The sequence below is a fragment of the Candidatus Babeliales bacterium genome (assembly GCA_036260945.1).
In the GTDB taxonomy this organism is placed as follows: domain Bacteria; phylum Babelota; class Babeliae; order Babelales; family JACPOV01; genus JACPOV01.
This window is the reverse complement of the sequence record DATALT010000002.1, coordinates 1,019,269-1,036,668: the sequence shown is the minus strand read 5'-3', so window position 1 is coordinate 1,036,668 and position 17,400 is coordinate 1,019,269. Positions and strand designations below refer to the sequence as shown.

Here is a 17,400-nt window from a genome sequence, read left to right as displayed (position 1 = left end):
TTATTACAAAATAGCCGTATCAAATTAAAGCTATTTTCGTCCACACCGCGTGAATCAAAACAGCAATCTGCTAACTGGCTTGCCCTTGTTCGTTTTTTTTCTTATTTTTTTTAGATCGTCGTGAATCAAATGAATCTGATCGGTCGTTTATTGAAAAACTTGAAGAGCCAAAACCCTCATCACCACTTTTAAGTTTCCCTTGCGGCATTTCCACGCCAGTTGCCAAACCCCAAAATGCACGATAGTCAGAATCGTTCTCCAGTCGCTCAATATTGGCGTTCGATATTTCTTTCATTTTCCTGCCAGTCTTTACAACAAGGTTTATTGCCATCACAATATCGTCCATTTTATTTTCCTTGGCGAACTCTATGGCTTTATCAACTTTAAGCGTATCCCGATCTGTTTCCAGCCTATCCAATATGCTTCTAACTAAATTACGCAGCGGCTTTTGATCTGCAGCTAGGTTACGAATTTCAGTCGAAAGTTGATCAACCTTTTTTTGCTCGCCGCCCTTATCTGATAATTTTTGCATTTCCTCTGCTTTTAACGATTTCTTTTTATAGTAGGGCTTAAGCTCATCAATCAACCCTATAAGCATCTTCTCCAGATCGGCCTCCTTGCAGCGAATAGCGCATGCTGCCACCTTTGGATTTACTTTGCGAAGAGCTTCTTCAAATATTGCCTCCGGTGTAATTTTATTTTGAACCATTTGTTGCTCAGCTAGATTTGTTTTTCCCTGTTCAAATAGCTCAAAAATGAGTGGGTAGTGAAAATTATTTTTCATGCCGTTAGCGCCATGCGAAAAAAACTGGACTAGTCGAGGCCTTGTGGGGGAATGAATCGGATCGCTTTCACTTTTGGGAAGGGGAACCGTCTCTTCTGTTGATTTTTCAGAAAAACGGGGCGTCTTTGGCGTGTTTTGAACGCTTGAATTAGCGCTGTGTGCAGATTCATTTTTCTGTTTTTTTTCTTTTTTTGGCGTTAGAGATAGAAATCTTAAAAATTTTTCTATCGAGCTCGTTTTTTCGCCTTGCTCCATTCCATATGCGGATTGCCAAATGAGCATAAGAGAAACAATCATGAACCCAACGAACATCTTTCCCATCTCATCTTCCCCCAAGAATAAAAAACCACCGATGGGAATAGTATAGAAATTCAAACATCCAAATTGGAATACAGATCGAGAAAATTATTTTCTCTTTTCATCTCTTTTCAATGTAGAAAGAGAAAGGCTGCGAAATCTGTTAAAGAGCCCAGAACTAGGTTGCGATCCTATTTTTTTCCCTTCAAGGATTTCAGAAACATCAACCGTACAGGTTTCACTCTTTTTAGGAGTTTTTTTCATCAGTGTCTCAACTTCACTCAGCTTATTAAGGGCTACAAATTCTGCTGGGGTTGCATCTTGGCATCGGATAGAAAAATCAATTTTTTCACTTTCGATCAAACGAGAAACTATGTTTATTGCCGTCTCAATCTCTTTTTCTGTTCCTTCTTTTTTATAATGAGCCACTTTTTTAAGCGCTTTAAATAGTGGAGTGATCCCATTACTATCCGGCTTATTAGGGTTGACGCTGTACGCTTTCAAAAGTTTTTCTATAGATACTACTTCTTGTTTTTCTACAGCAGCATGAAAAACATCGTCCCAGGTAATCTTACTTTTTGCAGTCGTTTCCATCATAAGCTTGGCAAGATCATCCTCATCACGGCTCAGAGACTCCACTGCCCATGTTTCAAACTGCTCAGTATTTATTGTCTTTTTTTTCTCTATCTGAGATTGAATGCGCCTCAGTTTTTTTTGTTTTCGCTTCTCAACAAATTCACCAAAAGCCTCTTGAAGCTTTTTAACTGGATTATTAGAATCCATAGTGAATGACGAAGTCGAAAAAAACAATCCCAAAATAACAAGATGTTTTCGCATAGTTCTTTACTCAAGGTAACGCGCGGTAAAATGCATCATTTTTTTCATAAACAGCAAAGCGAATTACTGCTTATTATTCACCTGACTCTGAACTTGAATCCGAGCTGGAGATCTCTTTTTTGCCAAAAAAGCTCGTTCGCTTACCCGGTTTCTTTTTTTGTTTATTATCTAAATAATTTTTCGCAGCATTTAAGTTTCCATCATTGCTAAGCTTAACAATCTCTAAAGCATCATTCATACTTGGAGTCTTAGGATGTACATTTTCTAAAATCGAGTTCCTCTTGCAATTGAGAAGTAGTATGGCGGCGACTTTTTTCTTTTCAGAGGCCTTTTTTTTCTTTCCGCTTTCTTTTGCTTTTTCATACTCTTCAACTCCCAAATTAATAACTTGCGGGACGAAACTGTGATGTTTGGTTGCAATCTCGCGCACTTTATCTGCATCTCCCTCATGCACAGCCCCTAAGAGCTGAAGCTTTGTAGTAAGGTGCTCACCAAAAACTGGATTAAAGTGGCCATGTATCCCACTTTTATCGCTCAAACGATGAGTCTTTTTTTTCTCCAGTTTCTTAATAACTTCGCCGAAAGTTTTTTTTTGAGCTTCTTTATCGTCCATGCCGTACGCTGGAATAATATGAACAACCAAACCAAGAAAAACAAGTGGAGAGATTCTTACCATTTTTTTTACCTCACAATCTAAAGAAAGAAAATATTTACCGATGAGAATAATCGCTAAATAAAAAGAACAATTATTATCTTATAGCATAATTGAAATAATCAAGCCGGTAAACTATTTATTTCAATTTACATCAATCCTTTTCTGCATTATGTTGCACATAAGAAAATAAAAAGGACAGTGCAACCAAAGGAATAGTGATGAATAGCGTCTTTAAAAGCTTTTTTATAGTGACAATTTGCGCCGCTTGCGCCACATTACGCTCCCAAGATAGCGCAGATGGATTTATCCACCAACTTTTTGGCGACAAAAGAACTGGGGTCTTTTTTGATATCGGAGCTGGTGACGGAATCACTGATAACAAAACCTATTATTTTGAAAAACAATTAGGGTGGGTGGGCGCGTGCACAGAGAGTTTGCCCTCAATATATGAAAAACTTCGCACCTGCAGATTAGCGATTTGCATAAATGCAGGAATCACTCCGCAGGGCGGAACGCTGCCTTTCTTAAAAGTTACCACTGAAAATGCTGATGAACAAAACGCAAAGGCTTTAAGCGGGCCACTGGCATTATTTGAACCAGCAGAACTAAAACGGACCATTGAAAAAGCTTACAACCTAAAAGGCAAGATTGAGCTTACCGATATGCAGTGCTTTACCTTTGCGCAAATAATGGAAGCGCTGGAACTTAATCATATTGATTTATTAAGCGTCGCGAAAAGCAAACAAACTGCAGAGATCCTAAAAACAATAGACTTTAGTGTTTTTGACATAGATGTTATTGTGATCGAAAATACGCTTAATAACTACGATATTCAAAAAATGCTGATTTCCAATGGATTCGTATTACTCAAAAAAACTGATTTTGAAGAAATCTATCGCAATACAAAATATCTACAATAAAAGATGTAACATTTCCACAGGAGAAAGTATGAAGCCAGTACTCAGCGTCTCTTTAGCGTTAATGTTATTAACTTCTATTTGCGTCAATGCCATAGACAATATCACCGTGATTGGCATTGGCTGCTTAGGAATATGCAATGCTCTTTGTTTGGAAAAAGTCGGATTCAATGTTTTGGGAATCGATATTTCACCAGAATATGTACACAAAATAAATACAAAAACATTAGAATCATGCGAGCCGGGCGTGATCGATTATTTGCAAAAAAGTAAGAATTTTAGAGCCTCAACATCATTAGATGAAGGGCTCAAATTTTCAGACGTGTATTTTGTTGTTGTCGCAACGCCGACGACACCAAACGATGAAGCCTATGATCACTCAATACTCAATAGCCTCCTTGAAGAAATTAATAAACGCAAAGTCGCAAACAAACATATCGTAATTTGCTGCACTGTTTTCCCAGGCTACATCCACTCAATTGCGCCTATCCTCCTTAAAGATTGTACGAACGTCTCAGTGAGTTATAATCCTGAATTTATCGCACAAGGAAATATTATTCAGGGTTTTGAAAATCCTGATATCGTTCTTATTGGCGAAGGTTCTCGTGAAGCTGGCGATATCTTGGAATCAATCCACAGAAAAGTTTGCAAAAATAATCCAAAAATATGCCGAATGTCCGCCGAAAGCGCAGAAATAACCAAATTATCAATAAATTGTTTCATAACAACTAAAATAGCTTTTGCTAACATGATTGGCGACATTGCAGATAAAACCCCTGGTGCCAATAAATACGATGTTTTAAATGCAATCGGAAACGATTCAAGAATTGGGACAAAGTGCTTGAAACCAGGGTACGGATTTGGCGGGCCATGCTTTCCTCGCGATAATAGAGCCCTTGGTAGCTACAGCAAAAAAATTGGTATTGATCCCTTTATTCCCCAAGCTACTGACGAATCAAATAAACTTCATGCTCGAACAATGGCCGAATCTATGATCAACTCTGGAGACGATGCATATGTTTTTGAAGATGTAAATTACAAAGATAATTGCCCCGTAATTATTCTCACGGAATCACAAAAGTTAGCGGTCGCAGCTGAAGTTGCCCATCGCGGGAGGCGAGTAACTATTCGTGATCAAGAAAAAGTTATAGCACAAGTTAAAAAAAATTATGGCAATTTATTTGATTATGAAAGCATTTAAAATGATACGTCAAAATAAATCTATGTGGTTAATCGCACTCTCAACCATTTCATTCTCCTTAGTTGCCAAAGACTTTACTATGGTATCAATTGAAGATGTTCGTGCGTTGTGGAATACGCGCCCGTGCAACGTTCGCCTATTCCACAACGCCAGGAACCCGTGAATATTTTGATGAGGTTGAAGCAAGAAAATATTTTGTGGAGCCCCATATTCCAGGTTTTGCTGAGTTTGGATTGTGGAGCGGAAAACGAGTTTTAGAAATCGGATGTGAAATTGGAACCGAAGCAATCAATTTCGCAAATGGGGCACAGTTGACCATCATCGAATTATCAAATGAAAGTTTAGAGCTCGCAAAAAAAAGATTCGAGGTGTATGGGTTAACGGCCAATTTCATTTTAGGAAGTGCCTAAGATCTCGATATTCTTTTGAAAGATGAAGAAAAGTTTCATCTTATTTGGTCGTTTGGCGTTATCCATCATTCGCCGCATCCTGAAAAAATTTTAGCGCCATGTAATCCCATGCTGAAAGATGATGGCGAATTACGAATGATGGTCTATTAAAAAATTAGCTATAAACTCTTTTATTTAATGAGAGAAACAGGGCTTTGGGATTTCAGTAATCTTGATGAACTGATCTCGGCATACTGTGAAGCGCAAACCGGTTGCCCAATAACCTATTCCTATACCCTTGAAGGAGCGAGAAAGCTCTTAAGCGATTTTACTATCTTAGAGATGAGAAAAGCGCACATTTTTCTCTGGAATATACCTCAATATGTAAAGTATCAATACGAAAAAGAGGAATGTTTCAAGAACGTCTCTGACGATCTTTTTGCTGCTCGAATCGGAACTTGGCTGGCATCTTCTTGTTCGCGCAAAAAAAAGAAACGCGCATCTAATTAAGTAAGCGACCTGAAAAAAACGCTACACGTATATTATAAAATCCAAATCCAATCTGACGAGATATCGGGTCTATGTGAGCCACCGTAGATATTAGCTTTTACATCCAGCTTATCTACGTATAAAACTCGCAACTTTCCTTCATTGCTTTTCAATGCAATATACCGCCCAACAAGAAGTTCAATACTAAAATATGATGTACCTACCCAGTTAAAATCAAACGAGTCAAGCATCTCCTTCAAATCCCTGCACCGCATAGCAAAACAAGCTGTTGCAATGTCACCCGGGGTGTGCAAATTAGGTTTTACAAAAACATCATATTTCTCGATATTATTCTGTACAAGCTTAAAAAATGAATCCGTTATCAAATAATAACGGCCGGTCATTTTTATTATCATATCATCTGGATCAAAATTAAAATGATTAAGCGCATCAAGCATAGTAATGCCCTCATTTGCGCCTGGATAAATCCATGAGGAATTATTTTTTTGGGAATAAAATATATTTTTTGAATAGTTATCTAAAAAAGTCGGTCCATTTTTCATTAATGCCTCAACTACATATACATCTTTATAACCTAGCGCTGAGAGTCGAACGAGAGACTCAATGTATTGTTCTTTTCGGATCTCATAATGAGTAGCAGCCAAAGCAGCGGTTAATAAAATTTTAACTTGGCAAGTCTCTATATGTTGAAAAAATAATATTGATATTATAAAAAAAACTACATGACTTGTTATTCTCACCTTTATTCCTGTTCATTCATTGTTTAATTGATTGAAACAGCCGCTCTAATGATTGTCTGGCCGTGGGAATTTCTGGATAAACTTTCAATAATTTATTTGGACTCAGTTCAGCATTCGCTCGACGAGCTTTCAATATCTGATTCTGCTCTTCTATTGAAAAGTTTTCGTAGGCATGATTTGGATCGATAAACCGCTTATATAATTCAAGTACCTCGTTGTGAGACAAAGTTCCAGGATTTACGAAATTATAATTTCCTTTGATTTGCCGGAATGTCATATCAATAACCAATGGCACGAGGTCCTCTAATATCGATATAGAATTAGGAATATTTATAAGTTTTTTATATTTAGTAATTTTACCTACGAATCCCTTGTCCAGTTCTAGTGAAATGGGCATTTTTACTCGTAAGTTTAAAACATTTGGATATTCCAAAATTAGCTTTTCCAGAAAAATCTTGCTTCGTGAATAAAAAGATCCAGTAAAATTTGGTTCTTCTTCTTCTGTAAATCCTTTACCACTTTTCATCGGGTGTTCTTTATCATATTCATAGATACAACCTGTACTAATGTTTGTCATATGTAAATCGTGCAGATATGCAACATCTGCTAAATTAAGAGTTCCAATTACATTCGTCCGTATAGTTTCTGGTCTATGATCTTCGCACCAATCGACATTTGGTTTCCCAGTGAGACCTGCCGCGTTAATAATATAATCAGGCGACGTTTTTGATATTTCATTAATTATCTCGTGCCTATTTTCAAGACGGCTAGTTGCAATAATTGGGTTGTGGCCTGCACTTTTTAAGGCTCGAACAATCTTTCCACCTATCCAACCAGTGCCTCCGAAAACCAAAACTCTTTTAGCCCCAGGAATAGCTTCATTAAAAAAAAATAAAAAGAGGACACAGAGTATTTTTTTATTCATTGAATCTCCTACTTATTTTCTTTTTTTAAAATAGTAAACCCATTGCAGAAAGGATAATGGATTACATGCCATGCATTCCCATCAACGGAGGTTGCATGAAAATTTAGATAACAGCTTTCATCAAACTGCATCCCTAGATATTCTTGGAGAGCTTCAGTAACTCCCCGCGTATTTCCAGGTCCGGTCGAGCACACAACATTACTAATCGTGATCCATGAGTGGCCCTCTATAGGGGTAACGTTTGAATCGTGAAAAGCCAATAATCCATTTACACTTAAAAGCGGGACGAACGCTTTTATTTCAGCCAAAGTGTGTTCATAAAGGTGGGATGTATCAATAAAAACCAGGTCTATTTTTTGATTTCCAAATTTATTTTTATAGTATTCAGGAAATAGCAAATCGTCCATACAAACAAAGGCACTATTAGCTAAGCCTTGGTATGCATTGCCTGCATATGGCGAAATGTCTATGCCTATGAGTTGCGAACCGCAAAAACTTTGGGCCTTTCGCAAGGGAATAGTCGATTCTCCACCCCTCACTCCTGCTTCTACTATAATTTTCGGATTTTGAACTAATCCATAATAAAAAAGCGTGGGGAGATGGCTTGATATATCGGTGTTATTGCTATTGCTATACATCAGCAAATCGCGGTAAGTTTTTAATGCCTCAATTGGCAGCTTACATACCAGACATATTGGGTCGATGAATTCATAATCTGAGGGAAAATAAAAATAATTAAATAATTTCGATTTATACTGATCTATATTTTCTCGGCTATAATCCCACACGACAATCGCGCGCCTCAATTTACTTAGATAACTCTCGGTCAAAATATTGCTACTAAGATTGAATGATTGATAGGCAATAAAATACTTTGGGAGATTCTTTTCATCCCAATCCAAAACATCAAAAAGTATATAGAGCGCGCTTTCTTCTTTTACAGCATCAACAATTTTGTATTCTATATTCAATTTATCAAAAGCTTCAGTCACTATTCTTTCGAAAGAGCTGTCATTCTTATAAACATAGACTAAATTTTTCGCCGTTAGAGAGAAAACCTCAAAAGTTATGACAAAAATAATCATGCCCAGGACTGTTATTTTTTTCATACTCGTTTCCTTTTAATTCCAGTATCGAAAGCTTGTTAATAATGCTCGCTAATTCATCTTTGGATATCGGTTCCAAGTCTGAGCTATACTCGCGCCAACTAATATTCTGTATATCTTTTGCTTCCTTCATATAACTGGGTATATTTTCGGCTGAGCAAAATAGATTTACTACCGTTGGGCGTATTATAAACAAATCGTCATTAAATTGTATAGCTCTTTGCATTTCCGATTCACTAATCAAACGCTCATGAATTTTTTCACCTGGCCTTAAGCCAATAACCCTAACACTATTATCACTATTAAAATGCATCTTGAGCACGTCAACTAAATCTGTAATTTTCATAGCTGGAAGTCTCTTAACAAAAATTTCCCCACCATTCCCATACCGTATTGCATCAAAGATTAAACTAACGGCTTCTTTTTTATTTATTATAAAACGAGTCATTTGATCACTGGTTAAGGGAATTTCTTCTCCTAGTTTTATCTTTTCAGAAAATATAGGAATCACCGACCCAGTACTTTCTAAAATATTTCCAAAACGTACCACCATAAATTTTGTGCTAATTTTGCTTGAATCATAATTTGTAAAAAGCTTTTCACTCACAAACTTGCATGCCCCATAAGCGTTAATTGGCAAGCAGGCTTTATCTGTCGAAATAAACAAGGCTTTTTCAACGTTGGATTCTACACATGCCCTAAAAACGTTGATTGACGCCAAAATATTAGTTTTAATCGCTTCTTCAACATTTGACTCCAAAGAATCCATTCTTTTAAGTGCAGCCACATGAAAAACTATATTGACGCCAACCATTGCACTTAACAAGGCGTAATAATCTCTAATATCCCCAAGAATGCTTTGAATTTTAGAATTCTTATGAAAGCATTTTTCCAAATTAAAATGCTTTACTTCATCCCTGCTAAAAATAATTATTTTTGCAGGATTATATTGCAAAATTTCAGTGGCTATCGCTCTGCCTAGATATCCAGTACCTCCTAAAATTAGGATGGTTTTATTTTCAAATAATTCAAAGTTATTTTGATAATTAGAAAAAGCACTTACCGAATTCATTAAAATATAAAACATTATCAAGTAAGAAATGATCCTCATTTTTTCTCCTTTTATGAAAACATATTTAATTTAGAACATCAAACATTAAAGCATTTTTTTTGTTGAAAGCTGAAGCGAGGAAGTGCTGAAAGCATATTATTGATACTAACAATCCCCCACAAAGTTGCGCACGAAATAAAACCAAGTGCATATTCATGTAAAGGAATCGCTAGAAGAGAAAATATCGAGTTCCAACACAATGCCAAAAAAAATCCACCATCGATAGACCATGGCTTTCTACAAACAAATGCTGCTAATAAACCAATATTTGCAAATTTAAGTAAATAAAAAATCAAAATTCCGAGTTTTGCAAAAAGAGTTAAGATTAAAAAAACCCAATCGTTTTTAGCTATTAATAGCACCTCATTTTTCAAAATCTCTTCGTATTCCTTCGAACAATATACAACATTGGGATTAACCGCTAGCGCTGTTTGCAGCCCAACAGCATCGTCATAGCGGATATTTTTGGAATTTTTGAAATTTAGAAATCCAAAACCCAAATACAGTGGATGCCAAAAAACATGGTTCGATTCTATAGAGCAAGACTCACCTAATTCAGCTCTCGCATACTCTTTAGCTTTTTTATATTGAGCATTAAAATATAAATGAGGAACAAAAAGCCCAGCTGCAAGCGCCAATACAAAATAGGCTTTGCTCATTTTTGAGTGCGTTCTGGAGCCCATCATAAAAGTAAAAATGCACAACAACGCCCCAACTCCAGAGAATGAACGAATGTAATGAAAAAAGCTTACACTGATGCCAGAAAAGACTCCAAAGAAAATGCTCCATTTCAAACTTTTTAATTCGCAAATTATTAAAGACCATGGAATTAAAATGAGCGCAGCCGCACTAAAACTCAAATACACATCTCCAATGGCATATGCAAAGCGAGTCAAGAGAATTACGCAGCTTATTGAAACTATTCGCTGCGAAATCTTTTTATAAGCGATGCAAAAAAAGATTATTGAGATTATCATTGGCAAAATCAGAAGCGACGAAAAGAAAATCGTTATTGCGCGCTCAAGAGATAAATGAAAAAAATAAGCAAGCTTAGGAATGATAATATAAACCCCAATATCATCCCCGGTATTTGTCAACAAGAGCCTTGAGCCATCCCACTCTATTAGAGGAATACCTGTCTTTAGGTATCCGGCCATTGTTGCTGCAAGGTGAGTAAGCCTCGTGCCCATGAGATTCATAATTCTTCCTTTTTTCATAGATTTAAAAAAAGACTATACTATTTACAAAATAAATAGACACAAAAAGCATTTTAGTAACTTCGTAAGTTCAACATTAATAGTTTCTTCTCTTTGATCACAAAAAAAGTTGGGAGAGTAATAGCCATGCTCATGGACTATCTAAAACGAGGGTCATATAATTCATTTTTCTTTGGGTTAAGCTCCGCAATAGTGCGAGCCCTAAACTTTTTATTTTTACCATATCTCTTATCTCAAATCTCATTGGAAGAATTCGGCATTTGGGAATTTTATCAGATGCTTTTTTCTTACGGAACACTCTTACTTTCTTCATATGCTGCAACCGGCATGATTCGCTTTTTTTTGCTCTACAAAGATAATTCCCTTAAACAAATGCAAGCGATTGGCAATAGTTTCTTAGCCAGTTTTTTAGGCGCATGTGCCACAATATTTACTGCATTAATACTTTACTACGGCAACGTGGCACCTGCGCGTGCCGAATATATAGTGATCATAAGCACTAGCATCGCATTTTTTACCCTTTTTTCGATGGTGCTGGCATATATCCGTATGCACGAAAAAGTAGTGTGGTACTTGGTTCTATTTTGCGGACAGAATATTATTGCAACCATGCTAACACTTCTCGGCGTTGCCGCGGGCTATCGATTAAGGGCGCTTTGGTATGCAAACGTATTTTCTTTTATTATTTTTTTGCCTCTCTTCATCCGAATCTGGATCCGCCATCGCGCCTATTCGTACGAAATTTTTAAGCAACAAATTACCTACAGTTTGCCATTGCTCATCTATAGTTTTTTATATACAAGCTTCTTAAGTATTGATCGCTGGTTTATACAGCAAAATCAGGGTTATGAGGCCCTTGGAACGTATGCGCTGCTCTGGAGGTTCGGTGCACTTTTTCAGTTTGTTGCGATTGCGATAATGGATACGTGGCCACTTCTCATTTTTAATGCGCAAAAGGAAAGGGACGGCCAACTTCTCATCGCTCAACTCATGCGCTCGTTTTGTATTGCTATTGCGACGGTTGGGCTGTATGCAATGATCGGGTCATATGCAGGCATTATGTATTTTTTCCCTGTGAAATACAATTTTTTAACCGCCTATCTGCCCAGTTTTTTCATACCACTTGTTTGCCTTGAAATAGCACGCGTTTTGCAGGCAGGGTTTGCATTAGCAACGCGCACAAATTATATTCCTCTCATAGGCGCAATAATTGTCCCCCTTCAGGCCTTGTTTCTTTATTTCACCTCCTGGCACGGACTATGGGGAATTTTTCTAGCAAATAGCACTTCATTTATCATCTACGGCGCAATTAGCCATAAAATAAGCAATGCTTTATACCCCCTTTCATTTTCGTTATTTTCCGTCACCAAAATATTAAGTGTATTTGGCATCTGCATTGCCGTAGCGCACCTCTGCATATCATATAGACTTAACTTTTTATTTATCTTTTTTGGCGTTGGTCTCCTATGGCCTATCCTTATTTTTACTACGAACATTATCACTCAGCTAGAGCAAAAAAAACTTGGCAAATTTATGCGCCGATTAGTTATAAAAAATTTAAAATATATTTGCCCACCAATGAAAAATTACAATAACAAGCCATTGGAAAGCCTCCTTTATCTGCGAACCGATATCTGCGCAGAAGAGCTTACTGCTGGTGGCTCAGTCACACACACGCTCGGCGTCATTGATGGATTTAAAAATCGCGGAACCAAAGTAATCATAGCTTCATGTGCTATGCCGACCATTCTCCAAGAAAAATATTCTAACGACTTTATTCGCCTAAAAGTTTCACGAATATTTATTTTTTTGAGATGGAAATTAAATTATTTACGCTGGCGGCTCGAATCATTTTTTTCAACATTTTTCTTTGCGAGATCATTAAGACTTTACTTTAAAAAAAATTCTTTTGATCTTATTTATCAGCGCTACAGTTTGCTAAACGCAACTGGGGTGCTACTTAGCGTGCGGTATAAAATACCATTAATTTTAGAATACAACAGTTCGGAAGTATGGCAGTTTGATCAACTTGCACCCAAAAATTGGTTCAAGTTTAACTGGCTAGCGAGGTTAATTGAAGAAATAAACTTGGAATATGCACAAACTATTGTTGTTGTTTCTCAAGCGCTTAAAGATGATCTCGTAATAAAAGGATTTGATTCAGCGAAAATACTGGTAAATCCTAACGGCGTTGATGCAAATCTTTACGACCCCGAAAAATTAATAGACAAACGGAACCAAATTCGCAGCGAGCTCTCTATTGAAGATAGATTCGTTTTTGGGTTTGTGGGCACCTTTTCTTTTTGGCATGGAATAGAAACAATCGCTGATATGATTCCAGATGTAATAAAAAAAATACCTCGCGCTCATTTTTTATTGATTGGTGACGGAATTCTTAAGCCTTACATCGAAAATGAAATTAAACGAACAAGTAGTTCGAGCAATGTTACACTGACAGGACTAGTAAATGCGCAGATTGCGAGAGAATATCTAGCAGCCTGTGATGCATTCTTATGCCCCACGCAACAAATGCCCGATGGAACTCGTTTTTTTGGCTCACCCACTAAAATGTTTGAATATCTGAGCATGGGCAAACCAATCATCGCTTCAAATCTTGAGCAAATAACAGAGCTCATGAATCCTTCATTAATCAATCCCCAGCCAGGCACCAAACTAGAATTAGAAAACAAACTTGGCATCTTAGTTGATCCAAAAAATCTAAGTGGCTTTATTGATGCAGCTATTATACTCGCAACAGCATCTTTCACTGAGATTCAAATGATCAACAAAAACAGCCGCGATAAAGCAATCTTGAACTATAGTTGGCAAAAAAATGTCGACTCAATAATTCTCTTTCTTTGCAATCGCTAAGACAGCACAATCTTATCATTTTCATCAAGGACACACCAATAAGAAGAACTTTTTGCGAATCCTCCTTAGTTCGTACAAATTGCTTGCCTAAAAAGAGATAGTTTAGAATAATTTTACTTTAGCAATGCTTAAGATTCCATATTTAAAAATTGTCCTAATTTTTAGCAGTACCGAAACAAAAAAAGGATAGTGAAATGCACAAGAAATCGTTTCTTAGGTACCTATTCCTCATTCTGGCTTTTATGCAAGAACAAATCGAATGTATGACCAATACGCAACAAGATCGCCTGAAAGAAGTAATAACAAATTGCGAAAAAACTGATGGCTTTGGAGCTCAATTTCAGATTATCCTAACCACAGCGATTTATGCCGAATTAAATAATAAAGAATTCTTTTATACACCATTCAAAATAATGGAGCATAATTATAATAATGATCCCAATTTTATCCAAAAAAAAGAACAACTTATAAACTTTATCGGAAATTTCGAAACGATCGATGAAGCAATTAAAAAAAACTATAAGATTCAGACCGCAAATTACTTGGCTTTCTTCGATGCGAACACTATTGCATGCGCGAATAGCAACGCCCTAAAAAAAATCAAAAAAATATTTAGAGAAAATAAAGATGCAAATAATTATTTTGACACCGCAAAACTGAATATCGCACTCCATTTGAGAAGGCCTAACCCACATGATATTTGGTCATATGGAACTGACGTGCCGGACGATATTTATATAAGAGTTATTGATAAATTAAGAGTAATTTACGCCTCCAAAACACCATTGTTCCACCTTTACTCACAAGGCGATATTCAGAACTTTGGGAAGTTTAACTCGCCGGACATTATTCTTCACTTAAACGAATCTATCGAAGATACCTTCACCTCGATGGTTCTCGCAGACGTTTTAGTCACTGGAAAAAGTTCATTTAGCTATACTGCAGGATATTTGTCAGATGGCACCATTTATCATATTTCTTATGCACATGCTCCATTGCCTCATTGGATACCAGTTGACGATCTATTAAAGGAGTAGCGAAGCCCACCCGGCAATGGACTGTTTATCAAAAATCTTCAAAAATATTTTTTAATCGAGATCTTTTCAGGCCTGCTGCACCGTCATTCTTGAACCCAATCGATCCATCAGCGAAACAACTTTCATTAACGCTATGCACGCAATACCGCTAAAACCTTATGTGTTGATAAAGAACTCTTTATGAGTTTAATAAAAAAGAACCAACTTTTATCAAGATCTTGAATAGCGGTTTTGATATGCTTAATATCTGCATGTAAAAATATTTGTGTATTCCATACCTTCGCGCTTAATAAAATCTGCCCGGCAATTTTTAAGAAAGGAGAATTCAAATGTCAAATCTTATGCAGTGGTTTTGTTTATTAGCTGTCATAAGCTCTGTAAGTCAATCGGCACACTGTTGGAATCCTTTTGGAAAAAAGAAAAAAGAAAAGAGCAAGGTCAATCAAATAGCAACCACTCGCAAGAAAATTGCTATTACCAATATGGAAAGGGGGGATGGCTTTGGGGCTCATGTTCAGCAGATTATAGGAGCTGCGATTTATGCAGAGCTTAATCATCTTGATTTTTTTTATAGGCCATTCACCACAATGGAGCACAACTATGGGGGCAGCCCAACTGACCCAGATTTTCTTGCAAAAAGAGAGAAGTTGATAAACATGATTGGCAATTTTCCTACCATTGATTTAGCTCTCGCAAACGGATATGAGCTAAAAACTGACCACTACGCTGCTTTTCTTGATACGAATATTCGTCAGTTCCCGAAATGCTCAAACCTAAAAAAAATTAAAGAAGCGTTCAGAGCTAATAAAACAATCCCCCACTATTTCGATGTTAATCGCTTAAATATAGCAGTTCACATACGGCGACCAAATCCCGATGATAATAGGGTATATGGCACAGATATACCAAATAATGTTTACATTGATATCATAAAAAAATTAAGAAAAATTTATGCTGCGCAAAATCCGCTGTTCCATATATTCTCTCAAGGAGAAAGCTGCCGATTCGAAGAATTTTCTTCGCCAGACACAATTTTGCACATAAACGAGGCTGCTGAGCAAACGTACACTGCTCTTGTACTTGCGGACGTATTAGTGACGGGCAGAAGCTCATTTAGTTATACTGCCGGCTATTTATCTGATGGTATAGTTTATTATGTTTCCTATATGCACGCGCCGTTCGAACATTGGATATCGGTTGATGTTTTACTAAGTGAATAAAACTCCTCCTATATCAATATCATGCATTACGACATTCTAAAAAAAAATTTTTCCGAGCTTTCGCGAATTGCTTTCAATTTTTTATGCAGACTTGACACCCAAATAAATAAAAAGAGATTTACTTCAAAACCGATATGCCGTTGTTGCTGCTAATTAGCTAATTCAAGTTTTCATATTACGAAAATCCACAATCAATAAAACCGGTGACGTTCAAGAGGGGTCTGCAGTGTAAAAAAAAGCGGTTTTGATATGCTTAATATCTGCATGTAAAAATATTTGTGTATTCCATACCTTCGCGCTTAATAAAATCTGCCCGGCAATTTTTAAGAAAGGATCTAGATTAATTATTCATCAAACTTGTCTATGAATGGAGGATGATAACACATGAAGATATTTTATGTCCTATATATGGATAACCCCTTCTTTAAAGTTTTATTCCAAACTCAGAATGGAGCTGAGAAGCGGTCATCATCAACGAAGGATTAAGTTATAATTCCTCGCACGATTCTAATAATTGTAATTGATCCCAATGCGCGTGAGCCGTATAACCTTTTTCGACCCACAAAGAGCTTATAAACATTGCATTCTTTGCTCTACACTATTTTTTTCATAAACAAAGTTTCTAGTATCAGCAACAACGTAAAGGGGCCGTGCCCTTAGTTCTTCGTATATGCGTCCAATGTATTCTCCAATAAGCCAGAGAAGCAAAAAAAGAATACCTATAAATAAATAAACAACAATAATTAGCCATTTATACAGAGGATAATGAACTCGAAACAAAAGCGCATCGATGGTTACGTAGGCAAACATCAAAAAACCGGTAAAAATAACGAATAACCCGATATAGCTAGCAATTTTAAGCGGAAAGAGCGAGAACCCCGTAACGCCGTCGAATGCTAGTTTGATCATTTTGCTGAGCGAATAGCCACTAGCGCCCTTCTGTCTTTTAGCATAAGGAGCATCAATAAATGCTGATCGATAGCCAGTCCAGGCAACCATGCCACGCAAATAAGGCGATTTCTCCTTTGACTGCCGAATAACCCTTAAGACTTTTTTATCTATTAAACGAAAATCTTGAATATGCCGCGGAATTTCTATTGAGACAATCGAATCAAGAAGACTATAGTACAAACTCGATGTTATTCTCTTGAAAAAATTCTGTACAGGATCTGTATTTCTAACATAAACAATATAGGCACCAGATTCCCATTGACCTATCAGTTCTGGAATCAGCTCTGGAGGATGCTGAAGATCTGCGTCCATGGTAATAATAGCATCGCCGGATGCGTAATCATATCCGGCACTAATGGCAATTTGATGCCCAAAGTTTCTACTAAAAGAAATCCCTTTAATTCGGTTATCAAGAGCAGAAAGCGAACTAATTATGCTCCATGAGCTATCACGACTGCCATCATTTATCATAATAATTTCAAATTCGTATCTCATAGCTAAAGCATCGAGCACGGTTGACAGTTGTCTATACAAAATTGGCAGGTTCTCTGATTCATTAAATATTGGTAATATAATCGATATAATTTTTTTAGGCATATCTATTTGGCTCGTTTTGTTTTCTCCGCAAAAAT

Annotated in this window: 16 protein-coding genes; 7 read left to right on the top strand and 9 right to left on the bottom strand. The window is 36.8% G+C overall.

Features of this window, described 5'->3' with window-relative positions; genetic code table 11:
- Positions 1–70: 70 nt before the first annotated feature.
- From VHO47_05760 to VHO47_05750, 3 genes are all read right to left on the bottom strand, one after another.
- Positions 71–1,105, bottom strand: coding sequence for a hypothetical protein (locus VHO47_05760; protein HEX2978601.1), 1,035 nt, complete (start codon positions 1,103–1,105; stop codon positions 71–73).
- Between the two features lie 84 nt (positions 1,106–1,189).
- Positions 1,190–1,918 carry a hypothetical protein gene (locus VHO47_05755; GenBank protein ID HEX2978600.1) on the bottom strand — a complete coding sequence of 243 codons (729 nt, stop codon included), beginning with the start codon at positions 1,916–1,918 and terminating at the stop codon, positions 1,190–1,192.
- A 73-nt stretch (positions 1,919–1,991) separates the two neighbouring features.
- A complete protein-coding gene (locus tag VHO47_05750) occupies positions 1,992–2,594 on the bottom strand; it encodes a hypothetical protein (GenBank protein ID HEX2978599.1) in 603 nt (200 codons plus the stop codon).
- Positions 2,595–2,791: 197 nt separating this feature from the next.
- Between VHO47_05750 and VHO47_05745 the strand changes: the two genes are divergently transcribed.
- From VHO47_05745 to VHO47_05730, 4 genes are all read left to right on the top strand, one after another.
- Entirely contained in the window at positions 2,792–3,493 is a 702-nt protein-coding gene (locus VHO47_05745) for an FkbM family methyltransferase (protein HEX2978598.1), read from the top strand.
- A 28-nt stretch (positions 3,494–3,521) separates the two neighbouring features.
- Positions 3,522–4,691, top strand: a complete 1,170-nt coding sequence (locus tag VHO47_05740) for a nucleotide sugar dehydrogenase (GenBank protein ID HEX2978597.1) — start codon at positions 3,522–3,524, stop codon at positions 4,689–4,691.
- Positions 4,692–4,792: 101 nt separating this feature from the next.
- Positions 4,793–5,101, top strand: a complete 309-nt coding sequence (locus VHO47_05735; protein ID HEX2978596.1) for a class I SAM-dependent methyltransferase — start codon at positions 4,793–4,795, stop codon at positions 5,099–5,101.
- Positions 5,102–5,278: 177 nt separating this feature from the next.
- Complete coding sequence (locus VHO47_05730) at positions 5,279–5,590, top strand: hypothetical protein (protein HEX2978595.1); 312 nt, start codon at positions 5,279–5,281, stop codon at positions 5,588–5,590.
- 32 nt (positions 5,591–5,622) lie between these two features.
- Here VHO47_05730 and VHO47_05725 read toward each other — a convergent pair whose 3' ends face one another.
- Genes VHO47_05725 through VHO47_05705 form a run of 5 tightly spaced genes read right to left on the bottom strand, consistent with a single transcriptional unit; the run spans position 5,623 to position 10,671 of the window.
- A complete protein-coding gene (locus tag VHO47_05725) occupies positions 5,623–6,330 on the bottom strand; it encodes a hypothetical protein (protein HEX2978594.1) in 708 nt (235 codons plus the stop codon).
- 16 nt (positions 6,331–6,346) lie between these two features.
- Positions 6,347–7,255, bottom strand: a complete 909-nt coding sequence (locus VHO47_05720; protein HEX2978593.1) for an NAD-dependent epimerase/dehydratase family protein — start codon at positions 7,253–7,255, stop codon at positions 6,347–6,349.
- Between the two features lie 8 nt (positions 7,256–7,263).
- The gene (locus tag VHO47_05715) at positions 7,264–8,364 is read right to left on the bottom strand and encodes a class I SAM-dependent methyltransferase (GenBank protein ID HEX2978592.1); all 1,101 of its coding nucleotides are present in this window, start codon (positions 8,362–8,364) and stop codon (positions 7,264–7,266) included.
- Positions 8,315–9,472 (bottom strand): polysaccharide biosynthesis protein, encoded by a 1,158-nt coding sequence (locus tag VHO47_05710; protein HEX2978591.1) that lies wholly within the window; start codon positions 9,470–9,472, stop codon positions 8,315–8,317. Before VHO47_05710 ends, VHO47_05715 begins: the two co-directional genes overlap by 50 nt.
- A gap of 38 nt (positions 9,473–9,510) precedes the next feature.
- On the bottom strand, positions 9,511–10,671 hold the full coding sequence (locus tag VHO47_05705) for a hypothetical protein (protein HEX2978590.1): 1,161 nt from the start codon (positions 10,669–10,671) through the stop codon (positions 9,511–9,513).
- 294 nt (positions 10,672–10,965) lie between these two features.
- Between VHO47_05705 and VHO47_05700 the strand changes: the two genes are divergently transcribed.
- The 3 genes from VHO47_05700 (at position 10,966) to VHO47_05690 (ending at position 15,817) form a co-directional block, all read left to right on the top strand.
- Positions 10,966–13,560 carry a glycosyltransferase gene (locus VHO47_05700; GenBank protein HEX2978589.1) on the top strand — a complete coding sequence of 865 codons (2,595 nt, stop codon included), beginning with the start codon at positions 10,966–10,968 and terminating at the stop codon, positions 13,558–13,560.
- Between the two features lie 263 nt (positions 13,561–13,823).
- A complete protein-coding gene (locus VHO47_05695) occupies positions 13,824–14,597 on the top strand; it encodes a hypothetical protein (protein ID HEX2978588.1) in 774 nt (257 codons plus the stop codon).
- Between the two features lie 329 nt (positions 14,598–14,926).
- Positions 14,927–15,817 carry a hypothetical protein gene (locus VHO47_05690; protein ID HEX2978587.1) on the top strand — a complete coding sequence of 297 codons (891 nt, stop codon included), beginning with the start codon at positions 14,927–14,929 and terminating at the stop codon, positions 15,815–15,817.
- Between the two features lie 570 nt (positions 15,818–16,387).
- Here VHO47_05690 and VHO47_05685 read toward each other — a convergent pair.
- Positions 16,388–17,365, bottom strand: coding sequence for a glycosyltransferase family 2 protein (locus VHO47_05685; GenBank protein HEX2978586.1), 978 nt, complete (start codon positions 17,363–17,365; stop codon positions 16,388–16,390).
- Positions 17,366–17,400: the final 35 nt, after the last annotated feature.